This window comes from Nostoc sp. (assembly GCF_036919615.1).
GTDB lineage: Bacteria > Cyanobacteriota > Cyanobacteriia > Cyanobacteriales > Nostocaceae > Nostoc.
Genome location: NZ_JBALCN010000020.1, coordinates 1 through 12,720, shown reverse-complemented (window position 1 = coordinate 12,720; position 12,720 = coordinate 1). Strand labels below are relative to the sequence as shown.

11 protein-coding genes are annotated in these 12,720 nt (G+C 43.2%); 4 read left to right on the top strand and 7 right to left on the bottom strand.

All coding sequences use genetic code 11. The annotated features are described in order from the left end of the window. The first annotated feature begins 555 nt into the window (after positions 1-555). On the top strand, positions 556-1,350 hold the full coding sequence (locus V7K48_RS07310; RefSeq protein ID WP_335070992.1) for a hypothetical protein: 795 nt from the start codon (positions 556-558) through the stop codon (positions 1,348-1,350). Between the two features lie 151 nt (positions 1,351-1,501). Here V7K48_RS07310 and V7K48_RS07305 read toward each other — a convergent pair whose 3' ends face one another. From V7K48_RS07305 to V7K48_RS07290, 4 genes are all read right to left on the bottom strand, one after another. Next, entirely contained in the window at positions 1,502-2,899 is a 1,398-nt protein-coding gene (locus V7K48_RS07305) for a sensor histidine kinase (RefSeq protein WP_335070990.1), read from the bottom strand. Between the two features lie 31 nt (positions 2,900-2,930). Next, a complete protein-coding gene (locus V7K48_RS07300) occupies positions 2,931-4,595 on the bottom strand; it encodes an FAD-dependent oxidoreductase (RefSeq protein WP_335070988.1) in 1,665 nt (554 codons plus the stop codon). A gap of 63 nt (positions 4,596-4,658) precedes the next feature. Then, positions 4,659-4,868: a hypothetical protein gene (locus V7K48_RS07295; protein ID WP_335070986.1), complete on the bottom strand. Its 210-nt coding sequence runs from the start codon at positions 4,866-4,868 to the stop codon at positions 4,659-4,661. A 994-nt stretch (positions 4,869-5,862) separates the two neighbouring features. Continuing rightward, a complete protein-coding gene (locus V7K48_RS07290) occupies positions 5,863-6,660 on the bottom strand; it encodes a sulfite exporter TauE/SafE family protein (RefSeq protein ID WP_334972071.1) in 798 nt (265 codons plus the stop codon). Between the two features lie 679 nt (positions 6,661-7,339). Between V7K48_RS07290 and V7K48_RS34920 the strand changes: the two genes are divergently transcribed. Next, positions 7,340-7,501, top strand: coding sequence for a hypothetical protein (locus tag V7K48_RS34920; protein WP_442949419.1), 162 nt, complete (start codon positions 7,340-7,342; stop codon positions 7,499-7,501). Here the strand turns inward: V7K48_RS34920 and V7K48_RS34915 are convergent. Together V7K48_RS34915 and V7K48_RS34910 are read right to left on the bottom strand one after the other, a co-directional pair. Continuing rightward, the gene (locus V7K48_RS34915; protein ID WP_442949418.1) at positions 7,498-7,638 is read right to left on the bottom strand and encodes a hypothetical protein; all 141 of its coding nucleotides are present in this window, start codon (positions 7,636-7,638) and stop codon (positions 7,498-7,500) included. The two genes, V7K48_RS34920 and V7K48_RS34915, sit on opposite strands and share 4 nt — an antisense overlap. A gap of 87 nt (positions 7,639-7,725) precedes the next feature. Further along, entirely contained in the window at positions 7,726-7,944 is a 219-nt protein-coding gene (locus V7K48_RS34910) for a hypothetical protein (protein ID WP_442949417.1), read from the bottom strand. A 555-nt stretch (positions 7,945-8,499) separates the two neighbouring features. Between V7K48_RS34910 and V7K48_RS07280 the strand changes: the two genes are divergently transcribed. Both V7K48_RS07280 and V7K48_RS07275 read left to right on the top strand, forming a co-directional pair. Further along, the gene (locus tag V7K48_RS07280) at positions 8,500-9,210 is read left to right on the top strand and encodes a pentapeptide repeat-containing protein (protein WP_335070984.1); all 711 of its coding nucleotides are present in this window, start codon (positions 8,500-8,502) and stop codon (positions 9,208-9,210) included. A gap of 551 nt (positions 9,211-9,761) precedes the next feature. Beyond that, positions 9,762-11,237 carry a pentapeptide repeat-containing protein gene (locus V7K48_RS07275; protein WP_335070982.1) on the top strand — a complete coding sequence of 492 codons (1,476 nt, stop codon included), beginning with the start codon at positions 9,762-9,764 and terminating at the stop codon, positions 11,235-11,237. A gap of 122 nt (positions 11,238-11,359) precedes the next feature. Here V7K48_RS07275 and V7K48_RS07270 read toward each other — a convergent pair. Next, on the bottom strand, positions 11,360-12,720 hold a 1,361-nt coding region (locus tag V7K48_RS07270; protein WP_335070980.1), incomplete at its 5' end, for a sensor histidine kinase.

Sequence of the window (12,720 nt, the reverse complement as noted above, 5' to 3'; positions counted from 1 at the left end):
TTATTATCTCCATTTTGATAATTTGGGGGTGTAGACGGAGGATGAATCCTATACTGAGCTTGCATTTGAGCCGCATAAGTTGCATAACGTTTTTGCTCCGACTGCCATTTTTGTTCCTTCTCTTCCCGTTGCCTTTAGCGATACTCCAATAGCTGCTAGGCAAACGTGGCATTTTCAGTATTCAAGCGGTAATACCGAACCCGCAAACCATCCTCGTTTTTCGAGTCCTTGTCGCAACTCCAGAAGCGTGCAGATGGCGAGGCTCACGCGTTCTGTTGTATCCAGTTCCACAACCACAGAGGGCTGGCTTCGTCAAATAGGAGTAGTTAATTTTGCGTATCTTTACTTACTGTTTATTGGGTCAACGGTGAGTATACAGATTTATTTTACTGATTTACCTAGTAGATTTATATATAATAAATATTTAGATTTAAATATATATACTGAGAAATATTCACCAAAATATATCTAACTTTTACAGTTTTAAGTGTATTTTTTGATACAAAAACATCTAAAGTTGCTTAAGATGTATTTACAGTCAATCAATACAAATACATGAAAAAATTTTGGGGTGCTTTAATGGTTTCTAGTCTGGTAGGACTGGGAGCGTTCTTTACCGTCAACAAAGCTCAAGCGGCATCGTTGACAATCGACCCGACATACACCTTTTTGAGAACCGAGGCTGACGCAACTTATTATAATAATATAAATACTGTTGCTGGTAACACTAAAGCCATATCCTTAGCAGATTTGGGTTTGCGAGGTGGCGACTTGATCAGTCTGAATGTTTCTAGTACATTTAACACGAGTGTTTGGAATCCAAGTCAAAGGAGCGACATGATCGGGGTGTTCAGTACTTCAGATCAGCTTCTTGATACATCTTCTGAAAAACGTGTGGTTGATGCTGTAGCCCTAAATAAGCAAGACACCAATCAATATGGCTACACTCAGAACACCTGGACTTCTCGGACTTTGTTTGATTCTACCGCTTCCCCAGGCTCTAGTTTTGACAGTGCCAAAAATGCTTATATGTGCAGTGGTGCAAGCCTGGGTGACCCTACCAGAACCTGCGGTCAACAAACATTATTTGATGGTGTCTTTGGTATCTTCGGTGAGATGGCACTTAAGATTCCTACCACAGCGAGGTTTTTGTTCCTGGCTGTAAACGATAATTTCTATAGTGACAATACTGGAAAGATGTTGCTAGATATTGACAAAACAGGAACTGTGGGTAATCAGGTTTCAGTCCCAGAATCTAATACTGTTCTTGGTGTGCTGGCAACGATCGCACTAGCATTGAAAATGAAACGTAAACACAGAGCAACAAACTCTGACTCCCCACTGATATAAGCAGATTCTGGGCGATCGCTCTTAAGTGCGAGTTAACAAGTTTTGCTTTGAGCGTGGATATTTCCAATTTTGATGGAACAACTACAGACAACACACAACGCCTGATAATTCACGCCGTCAGGACACCAGTTAGTCCTTGGCGCAACTTTAATCATTGATTTGATAAGGGCAAGCAAACGGTAAAACAAGTTCTGCCTGGCTGCGACTCAAATGAGAGCGTACCGTGATGGCGATTTTCTACAATCCGGCGAACGGTTTCTAAACCGAGTCCTGAACCATGCCCCACTGATTTGGTGGTGAAGAAAGGTTCAAAAATGCGGGTTTTAATTTCAGGTAGAATTCCACTGCCAGAATCGATGATGTCAATATGGGCAAAGCGATCGCAATGCTGTGTTGTAATTTCCAGGAGTCCCTTACCATCCATTGCATCAATGGCGTTATCAATTAAGTTTGTCCACACCTGATTCAGTTCACTGCCATAGGCAAGAGTTTTAGGAAGATGTTGATCGTAATTGCGTTGTACTTGAATGCCGCACTTGAGTTTATGAGCAAACAATCGCAATGTATCTTCTAAACCTTGATGCACATTCACTTCTTGCTGAACGCCTTGATCGAGGTAAGCATAGGACTTCATTGCTTGCACAAGTTCGGAAATCCTCTCGGCTCCTCGCAAACCATGTTTAATCATTGACATGACTTCAAACGAGAGCGATAACCAGTGCAATCCGATTTCTCGCAATTCAGTCTCGTCATTGCGCCAACGTTCCATTAGATCATCTAGGGTTTCGACCTCAACACCACCTTCTGCTAAAGGTTCTGCTAATTTCCATGCCTGCTTCACACCATAATCTTCTAACCATTCCAGCAACACGGTTTCGCGATCGCTTAGTGTCACCGGATCTACACGATTATTCAAAATCGCATCATGGCCCTCTTCACGCACTCTCAACCAGTTTTGAGTATGCGCTTGGTCAACATTGCGTTGCCCATAAACTAAGTTCATTCGTTGTAGCTCCAGAATCGCGGGTGGCATTGACTCTAAAGTCCGAACCAGGGCTGCGGCTGGGTTGTTGAGTTCATGAGCCAAACCTGCGGCAAGTGTCCCTAAAGCTGCCATCTTTTCCCGTCCCCGAATAAAGGACTCTAGTCCCCGAAGACGACGTTCCATAATCCGAAAAACCATCCGCTCAAAATCACGACATTCATGCAGCAATCTACGGAAGTCTTCTGCCTTAACTTCATAGAGGTTACAATCTGTTAATGCCCGCATTGTCACAGGTACAGGTTCGTCTGTGAGGACTGGAATTTCACCAAAAAAGGATGGGGCTTGATGTTGACCGATGGGAATTTCAACTCCTTGACTGCGGCGGGTGAGATTAATTTTACCTTTGACTAAGATAAATAAGCCATGTCCCGGATCTCCCTCATGTGCCAACACTTCTCCGGCATGGAGTTCAACTGTGCCAGCGCGATCGCAAACCCACTCCAATTGCTCTTTAGGAAGCTGTTGAAACGGGTCTAAGTTGATCAATTCTTCAATACACAACATCAATCAACCTCCTTAGTTTTTCTAGATCCAGTTAAACATTGCTCAGATAGCGGTGAACGAATTGAATGGCGATCGAACCTTCACCCACGCCGGATGCCACCCGCTTAATTGACCCGTAGCGCACATCTCCGGCTGCAAAGATACCAGGAACACTGGCTTCTAGCAAAAAAGGTGAGCGTTCTAAACGCCAACCCAAAGGAGATTTGCCATTATCCATCAAGTCGGGGCCTGTGATGATAAACCCCTGAGCATCGCGTCGAATAACACCATCGAGCCAATCAGTTTTAGGGCTAGCACCGATGAAGATAAAAAGCGATCGCGCTGGCATGGTTTGGGTTTGTCCAGTCTTGGCATGAGCAATCACAATTGCTTCTAGATGTTCATCTCCCTTCACTTCCATGACGCTGCAACCTGTGCAAACTTGGATATTTGCAGTAGCTGCAATCTGGTCAATCAAATATTGAGACATACTTGATGAAAGCGACTCACCCCGCACCAACATGATCACTTTACTGGCATACTTAGAAAAGTGCATTGCTGCCTGTCCGGCAGAATTTGCCGCGCCTACTAGGTAAACCTCTTCATTGCTACAGGCGATCGCCTCAGTCATGGCAGCACCGTAATAAATTCCTGCTCCTGTGAGCTTCTTGGCTCCTGGGACATTTAGCCAACGGTAGGAAACGCCGGTTGCAACTAAAAGTGCATGGCAACTAATCTCGCTGCCATCTGCCAATTGCAAAACCCGATAAGGATCTTGCAGCCTAACTCCAGTTACTACTTGAGGAGTGAGAATCTCTACCCCAAATCGTCGCGCCTGAGTGACTCCCCGCCTTGCCAAATCGCTACCACTCAAGCCAACAGGAAACCCCAGATAGTTCTCAATGCGCGAACTCGTGCCTGCTTGACCGCCTGGTGCCTCACGTTCAATTAAGACTGTACTCAATCCCTCAGAAGCGCCATAGACAGCGGCTGCTAGTCCGGCAGGGCCACCACCCACGATCGCCAAGTCATAAAAGGGGCGTTCTGCCTGGGTTTGTAGTCCAATTTTAGCGGCAATCTCTAAATTAGATGGTTGGATTAATCGGGAACCATCGGGAAACAGCACCAAGGGCAATTGCTGTCTGCCATCAGCTTCTGCGTATTCTACTAATTTTACTGCATCTGGCTCCAGTTCAATATCTAACCACTTGTAGGGAATCTGGTTACGCGCCAGGAAGTCTTTCGCCTGATGGGACAAAGGCGACCAGCGATTACCAATTACTCGAATCCCTTCAAAGGGTGGGCGAAATCTAGCTAGCCAGTCATCTAGCAAATCATCCAAAACCGGGTATAGCCGTTCTTCTGGTGGATTCCAGGGCTTAAGTAAGTAATAATCAAGTCTGGCACTATTAATTGACTTAATAGCAGCATCCGTATCTGCATAGGCCGTCAGTAAAGCACGTTTCGCATCAGGAAAAATGCCTTTTGCCTGTTCAAGGAACTCCACACCTCCCATTTGGGGCATTCTTTGATCCACCAAAAATAGAGCAACTGCTTCATTCCGTAATTTGAGTTGCTGCACCACGTCCAGAGCGGCAATACCGGAATCTGCCCGGACAATGCGGAAGCGATCGCCATACTGATGCCGCAAGTCTCGTGACACCGCTTGCAACACTTCTGGATCATCATCGACGGTTAAAATTGCAGGTTTTGCCATAACTACTGTTACTCAATAATTGCAGTACTTAGCCGTTATCTTCAAAATCTGTCGTGAAAATATCTACTGTTTAGTCAGTCGTTTTAAACGAAAGTATGCCTCTTCTGGTGTTAAAGGTTCGGATTGACTTTCATTAGGTATATAAAATACCCAGGTATCGCGAAAGTAATGCACCACAAAGCTTGGAATCAAACCCAAGGTTAATGCTTGCTTTGCGAGTTTTTCTGCTTGTTCCTCTAAACTCAGTTGGTCATGAAATGGGTGTTCAGCCATACTTTTTCATCTCCTTGCACTTTATTTAACCCTGAAAGAAGGTTCAACACCAGCATTGTCCAAATCACCTAAAGGTGATTCACCATGTTCAAGAATGAGCTTGAGAATATTTTGGTAGTAGACCTAAATAATTTCAAATATGCTTTGTAGAGAATCATAAAACTATTTTGGTCATTCCATCTAACCAAGTTTTAGGAGGTATTCTGATTCGCACCGACGAACTCGGATCACAAGGAAAAAAGGTGGCTACTCACTGTTTGCCCCTGATGTTACTTGCACTCCAAAAACACTGCTGAATGTCGCTAATTCTTGTTTTCCCACGAATACTGGAACGAACAAAGGGATAGATTAGACCTCTTGCAAAAGTCCCTAACACCCCACCCCCATTGGTCTCAATTTAAGCCCAAACACTCAATTTCCTGTTCTTTTAGATCCCCCAACCCCTCCTCGCTCTACGGGAGGGGAGACAAAGCCAGGACTTACGCACGGGTCATGGAAGAACGTAGAGGCATACTCCTACGGAGAAGCAAGCTACGCAAAGCGTCTGTCTGCGACACGCTGCGCGAACGTAGAGAAGCGGCTTGCCACAGGCTACCACTCCAGACACAGAGAAGCCAGTGCGCCCTTCTCCCTTGGCGTTAGCCTCTCCCTTTGGGAGAAGGGGAGACGCCAAGGGCGATAGCGCAGCGGTAGCGAGCCTGCGAGCGTCTGCGATTAAGAGATTTGTACCCCTCCGGGGAAGCAAGCTACGCTCTTAGCGTTCCCGCTATGAGAGCAACTGGCGCGACACGGAGGAATAAGAGTTTGAGAGGTTTTTTGCGTAAGTCCTAAAAGCGTAGCTTTGGCGGGGGTGGGGTTCTTATTTTTGATTTATGCAAAAGGTCTATTTAGCTGCACCTAATCTAGGTGCCGTCTTTTTGGAGAGTCAGTGAGCGGCAAAAAACTTTTACAACCAAACTGTCAAAAAGCTTCTACTACAAAGTAAGACCTTGTATTAAACCTGATGAACTAATTTCCAACTCACCATCATCAAGATGGCATAAATGATAAACCGTAGTGGGCGTTGTGGAGCTACTTGGCAGATTTTAGCACCTAGTAACACCCCTGGCACAGAGCCTAGCCAGATAGGCAGTACCAAATTCCAATCAACTGTTCCCAGGCTGAGGTGACCGAGGGCTGTAAACAGCAGTAAAATTGCTGCGTGTGAAATATCTGTACCCACTAACTTCCGTGCATCAAGGCGGAAAAACCCAATCAGCACCAGGGCAAACATTGAACCTGATGAGACGCTAGTTAGACCAACCAAACAGCCTAAAATTGCTCCCAAAGTGATTGTCGCAAAGCGACCAAAGTTAGTTTCTAAGTCTAACTTTGGCAGTTCGGGTAAATTAAATTTGGGGAAAAAAGTCAATAACAACAATTGCACTAGTGCTAAAACTGTGACTAGCAAAATCATCCCGCCAAGCAAACGGAGCAAGATGTTATCCAGGTTATACTCACCTGTACGTTTAATGAAGTGCAAAATCCCCACCCCGAACAGTGAGCCTGGAACACTTCCAAATGCCAGCCATTTGACAACTTTTGTATCAAGGGTTTTCTGTTCCCAATGCTTGACACTACCAACAATCTTCATCAATGTGGCAGCCACAACATCAGAACTCACAGCAATGGAAGGCGGAACCTGAAAAACAAAAATCAACATTGGGGTGATGAGAGAGGCTCCGCCAATTCCCGTCAAACCAACGATGATGCCAACAAAAAAGCTTAAGAACGGTAGTAATAAATAGTGCATACTGTTCGGGGGTTTCAACAATCAGTTATCAGCTATCAGTTATCAAAGTCCTGTTGAGTCTCCCACTTCTATAAGTGAGCAGTGTAGGTTAGGTTTAAATTCTCAAACGAAGCCTTGATAACTGTTCACTGACTTAACTACGAGCAGCTAAAACTGAAAGTCAGCTAAAGCTTCACTGCTAGAGAGCAGCAATTGTGCCAAACTATAGCCCAGTTGCAGACAGAGCTAATGATGGCAAGTTATTGTGTTGCTCAAGGCATGAGTGATACAAAGGTTATCCAGCTAAAAGTTAGGGCAGAGGATTTCTGGAAAACTTAAAACCTGTGTGGAAGTTTTTGTCAGCATGGCAACTGGCATTTAGCTGAAACAGACTTTGATAACTGCTTATGGATCAGTTGCTCTGCTAAACTCAACTTCTAACTGACTTTTCTGCGGTTTTACATGTAAAAGCCCCTAAGGCGATGCACTTACCGTATTTTACTTGTAAGGATGATCAAACGTCCAGCGTATTCGCGTTGTATATCGCTAAATTAGCTGGAGAATACACCGCAGTCACATTTAATCTCAAATATTTCTTTAGTTTCCCTGTGTGTTGTATGTGCAACTTTACACACAGGGAAACCAAGATGTAGCTTAATATCTCGCTCAGTGAGAATTTGCTGAGTTTGATGCCGCACTGATGAATGGTAATTGGGCATTAGTTCCGTGTAACGCTGGAATAAATGAATTTCCAGATTTTGAGTTGGTTGTTAAGTTTGACGTAAAATCTGATGTAAATGAGATTGCATCGACAGCGCTAATTCTACACCGCCAGCATCATCGCCTGCGATCGCAATGCTAATTGGTTTTTGAGGATTTTATACCTACAGCTAACTGCAATACTGGTTTAACTGCGATCGCATATTCTGCTGCACCTGATACAGACACTCTGGCCGGAGTGCTGCCAATATCAATAGACAGCACATCAAAATCTACCACAAGTCCGTTAGCACAGAGAACTTAGTTATTTTCCAGGTCTAGGGCACTTACTTTGTCAATATACAACTGTGCTTAAGCAAAGTTTGCTCAAGCTCGCAAGTCAATATGACATTCATCGTGGCTGTAAAATCCGGCAATATGTCCTGGTAACATTCCAGAGTAGGCTGTCTTTTTGGCTGCGGTAATCAACATTAAACGGACTCTGGGTAACGGCTTCATCTCAAACATTTTCAGGACAATTGCATGACTGTGACAGCCACCAATCAGCACTAGCTCTTTAACTATCGGGTGTAAGTTTTGCTGCATTGAAGTACTTAAGAGCAATCCTATTTGAGTTGTAAGATTTTTCGTGTTAGCCTAACAGCGATCGTAGTAGAGGACTGTCTGTGAAGTTCTGATACCTGCCTTGAAAAGTTTTGATTTGAGGGAACCCTCCGCTCCAACGCCAGAAGATTCTGACGCAAGGCGACAGGAATGTACTGGCTCAACTTTTCACTGCGACGGACTGCGCCTAACCAACGCCGGAAATCTTTGCTCAGACTTTTCTGTTTGTCATTAGTGGTTTTTCACAAATGATTTATGACTGTTCTTTCACTGATTAGGCATCAATAAAAATTATCAGGATCAGGGCTAGTTGATAGTGAAGAATGAAAAGTAGTGAGTAGAACTAATAATTGAGGATAGCAGGCAGCATATATGTTAATGTCTACTTACTCAACAGTTATGTTTTCTATTTTGTTGGTTGCATTAGCATATTCAAATATTGACCATGCATGAAACAATAGCATCCGTGGCTAAATTGTTAAAAACTACTGTGATTGCTTGGGTATGTTGACAATAATTATTAATGCTTTTCATGCTATGAAAAATATTTCACCGACAAATAACCATCAATTATCAAAAATATATCTTAGGATAGATGCTTTTCAGGAAAGAGTTAACCAAACTCAGTATCAGTCGCCAAAACAACGTTTAAGAATAGCAATTGAACAACTAGGGAATAAGACAATAGAAACCAATCTAGCTGTAATTAATGATTTAGAGCAAATTGCCCATAATTATCCACAGTATCACTGGATAATCATGGACATGCTTACTATTTTTGTCCGAGAAAATGCTCTTTACATGCCCCAAGAGGAAATAACAAGCAACTTCAGGGCAAAAATTCGTGCAGATATTCAAGCAGCCCTTACCGTTATTGCTAGAAGAGATGTAAATAAAGACCCAGAAAATGAGCAACTTGATTTGAGTCACACGGACATGAGGGGGGCAAACCTAAATGGGGCGAACCTAAAACAAACAAATCTCTATCAAGCCAATCTTGCTGGGGCTAACCTCAGAGAAGCTAATCTAGCGGGGGCAATTCTCAGTGCAGCTAACCTAGAAGGAGCTAACTTATATCTAGCTAACCTAGAAGGGACAATTCTCAGTGCAGCCAACCTAGAAAGAGCTAACCTCTCTGGAGCTAACCTGCATCGTGCAACTTTATATCTAGCTGCGTTGCATGGGGCAGTTCTCAATGATGCCACACTCGATGGGGCAAATCTCAGGCAAGCCAAATTCTCTGAGTGAAACACTAGTACCGCAAGGCGGAAGTCACTCATTCACTCATTCACTCATTCAAAAGAAATACAGTGTAAACGTTTCGTTGATTTGAAACGGGTTGTTTACAGCAGATTGCAACTTCTCTTCTTAGGCTACGCCAAGGTGAGGTACAGATTATTGTAGGGGCACAACATGTTGTACCTCTACCTGTGTACTTCATTTACCTACAATACGCTGTATTTCCGCCGCGCTGTACTAGTATTGCAAGGGGTAAATCTACTTCCTATCTCAATTCACAAGACTTGGGGCAAAATCCCCTTGTTAAAGGTAGGCAAACTTCTGGCATAGTTTACTAGTATGACTTCTCTACAAGAAGCCAGAATTCGTAATTCCTGTACCGCAAGTGTTTCATTGTTTTGGAATGAGTGATTTATTTCTGTCGTAATCTACAAGTATATTCGATATCATTCCTTAGTTCAATGAGTGTCTTGGCATCTATTATAATTTTCTGCTAAATGCTATACTATTTTTCCCCAACATCTAAGTAATAATTCTAGGTTGTAAGGAAAATCTTTACCATGTCTTCTAAAAAGACAGACGCTCTATTGAATTGGTTGATAACTATAACAGCTATATTTGGCTTCTCATTGACTGTAATTTTTTTCGCCTTGTCCAGTGTTAAAGAATTGTCAATTCCGGAAAAAATTCAGTATAGAAACCAAGCATTAACAACTACTGCCATAGTTTTCCTCGCATCGGCAGCAATGTTTAATACTTATTATGCAGCCAGGCGTGCCCAAGCGATGCAGAAAAACGCGATCGCAGCTGAGAAAAACGTCGAAATTGGCATTCAAAATGCAAAACTCAATCAAGACAGATTGATTGCAGAGCGTTTTATGGGGGCAATTGCCCAGCTTGGTCATGAAAAGGTTGAAACCCGGACAGGCGCAATTTATGCATTAGAAAGAGTTGCTCAGGATTTTTCTAAAGAACACTGGACAATTATGGAAATTCTCACTGCCTTTGTGCGAGAGAATGCACCAAAAGAGCAGCTAAAAGCAGAGCAACAAAAGGCAGAATATCAAGAAGCAGGTTACTCAAGTCGGCACAGAGGTGGGCCGCGTCTGACACAGCAGTTAGAGCAAAACCTCCATGAAGAATTGCCAAAAATACGTACCGATATTCAAGCAGCCCTAACTGTCATCGGCAGGCGTAATATACTCGAAGACCCAAAAGAGCAGAAACTTGATTTACGTAATACCGACATTAGAGGGGCAGACCTGCTCAGAGCTAACCTGCAACAAGTAGACCTCCGTGGGGCTGACCTGAGTGGGGCTGACTTGCGTGAAGCAGACTTGAGTGAGGCTGACCTCAGCGGCGCTAAACTCGTTAGGTCTATTCTTTATGAAACAAAATTGCTAAAAGCCAGCTTATGTGGAGCTAACCTCTGTTGGGCTAATCTCAACCGTGCCAACCTCTCTGGGGCAAATATGCGGTCAAGCAACCTCACTGGAGCAAGTCTGCGTGTAGCTAATCTGCAAGGAGCAAACCTCTATAAAGCTAACTTGCAACAAGCGACCTTGAAAGTCGCCAACCTCTCTGGGGCAAAGCTGTTTTTAGCTAACTTGCAAGGAGCAAAACTGGGGAAAGCCAACCTGCACATGACAGGTTTGATTGGAGCCAACCTCTCAGGGGCTAACTTAAATGGGGCCAACCTTTCAGGGGCTAACTTGAATGCAGCCAAACTCCACCAAGCAGAAGTCTATTTTGCTAACCTCTCAGAAGCCAGCTTAACGGAAGCTGACCTACATCAAGCAAACCTGATTGGAGCAAACCTTTATAGGGCAACCTTTTATCAAGCTAACCTGACTCAGGCAAACCTGATGGGAGCTAACTTCTCAGAAGCTAACCTCAGTGATGTCAAACTGGAAGGGACAATTTTAACAGGAGCTAAAAACTTAGAATTACAGCAGATTAGAAACGCACTTGGCGATCGCACCACTCGCCTACCTGATTATATCGAAGCACCGACACATTGGCGGCAGTCTGGTTAAGTTACCGCAGCATCATTAGTTATTTGGGCGCATTCTACCGTTTTCATTTAATGCTATAGTTTCCACTAAAAGTCTCTGTAAAATTTTTAAAATATTTTATAATTCTTAAAAACAGATAAAACTCAACTTGCCTTTACTGGAATTTGAATTACAAACTGCGTTCCCTCTCCCCAAGTTGAATAGCATTCCAATGTTCCGCCATGTTTGCTCGTGATGATTTGATAACTAATAGATAATCCAAGTCCCGTACCTTTACCGACAGGTTTTGTCGTGTAGAACGGATCCAAGATGCGTTTTATGACAGATTCAGGCATTCCGGAGGCGTTGTCTGCAATTATAATTTTTACCTGATTTTGAGTGTTGATATCAGTTGAAATTGTGATTTGGCTGACGTTCTCTAACATCTGTTGATAGCTGCGATCGCGATTATGTTCCTCTAACGCATCAATAGCATTTGTGACAATATTCATAAACACTTGATTGAGTTGACCTGCATAACATTCCACTAACGGCAGATCACCATAGTGTTTAACAAGATGAATTTCTGGGTGTTCTGGTCTGTCATTGAGACGATGTTGGAGAATCATCAGCGTACTATCAATCCCAGCATGAAGGTTAACAGGCTTTAGTTCTGCTTCATCCATACGAGAAAATGTGCGGAGCGATTGAACAATATCACTAATTCGTGTTGTTCCCACTTTCATAGAAGCAAGCGTTTTAGGCAAATCTTCTGCTAAAAATTCCAAATCAATCTCCTCAATCACTTCCTGAATTCCCTGACTTGTTTGAGGATGCTCCTGTTCATACATCTTGATCAAAGCTAGTAGAGCAGTTACATACTGATCTAGATAAGTCACATTCGCATGAATGAAATTGACTGGATTATTAATTTCATGAGCGACTCCCGCTACCAACTGTCCTAAGCTCGACATCTTTTCTGTCTGTACTAATTGGGACTGAGTTTTTAAGAGAGTCTCTAGCGCCTCTTGCAATTCTTGAGTTCGTTCTTCAACTCGATGTTCCAGCGTATTATAAGCTTCCTGGATCGGTTGAGCGATCGCCCGACTCAGCAGCCATGCCAGTGTCAGTGATGCGCCCAATCCCACTAAAATGCTGATCATAGCCGCAAATTGGTTTTGCTTTGCTGCCTTATTGCCAGATTCCTGAATTTGAATCGCAAAATCTTGATTATTTTTGAGCAGATTTTGTAATGAAGTATTAGCTTTTTGATAGAGTAATTCTCTGGTTGGTCTATTGGACTGCAATTGAGTGTAGAGACCTAAAGCAGACTCAACGCGCTTTACTTGAGGGAAATTCTGTTGTCCCCGATGCCCTAGTTTTGCTTGGATTAACTCAGGTTGAGAAATATTAAGCTCATACAACTTTCGCTCTAATACCAATTTTATATGAAGCTGCATATAATGGAGAAAAGAAACTCGATAAATTAAAATAGCCATGAGCCGCCCTTTTAAGATTGAAATCG

Coding starts and splice junctions, on each gene's coding strand:
- V7K48_RS07310 (WP_335070992.1), top strand. CDS start 556: ATGAAAAAATTTTGGGGTGCTTTAATGGTTTCTAGTCTGGTAGGACTG.
- V7K48_RS07305 (WP_335070990.1), bottom strand. CDS start 2,899: ATGTTGTGTATTGAAGAATTGATCAACTTAGACCCGTTTCAACAGCTT.
- V7K48_RS07300 (WP_335070988.1), bottom strand. CDS start 4,595: ATGGCAAAACCTGCAATTTTAACCGTCGATGATGATCCAGAAGTGTTG.
- V7K48_RS07295 (WP_335070986.1), bottom strand. CDS start 4,868: ATGGCTGAACACCCATTTCATGACCAACTGAGTTTAGAGGAACAAGCA.
- V7K48_RS07290 (WP_334972071.1), bottom strand. CDS start 6,660: ATGCACTATTTATTACTACCGTTCTTAAGCTTTTTTGTTGGCATCATC.
- V7K48_RS34920 (WP_442949419.1), top strand. CDS start 7,340: ATGAATGGTAATTGGGCATTAGTTCCGTGTAACGCTGGAATAAATGAA.
- V7K48_RS34910 (WP_442949417.1), bottom strand. CDS start 7,944: ATGCAGCAAAACTTACACCCGATAGTTAAAGAGCTAGTGCTGATTGGT.
- V7K48_RS07280 (WP_335070984.1), top strand. CDS start 8,500: ATGAAAAATATTTCACCGACAAATAACCATCAATTATCAAAAATATAT.
- V7K48_RS07275 (WP_335070982.1), top strand. CDS start 9,762: ATGTCTTCTAAAAAGACAGACGCTCTATTGAATTGGTTGATAACTATA.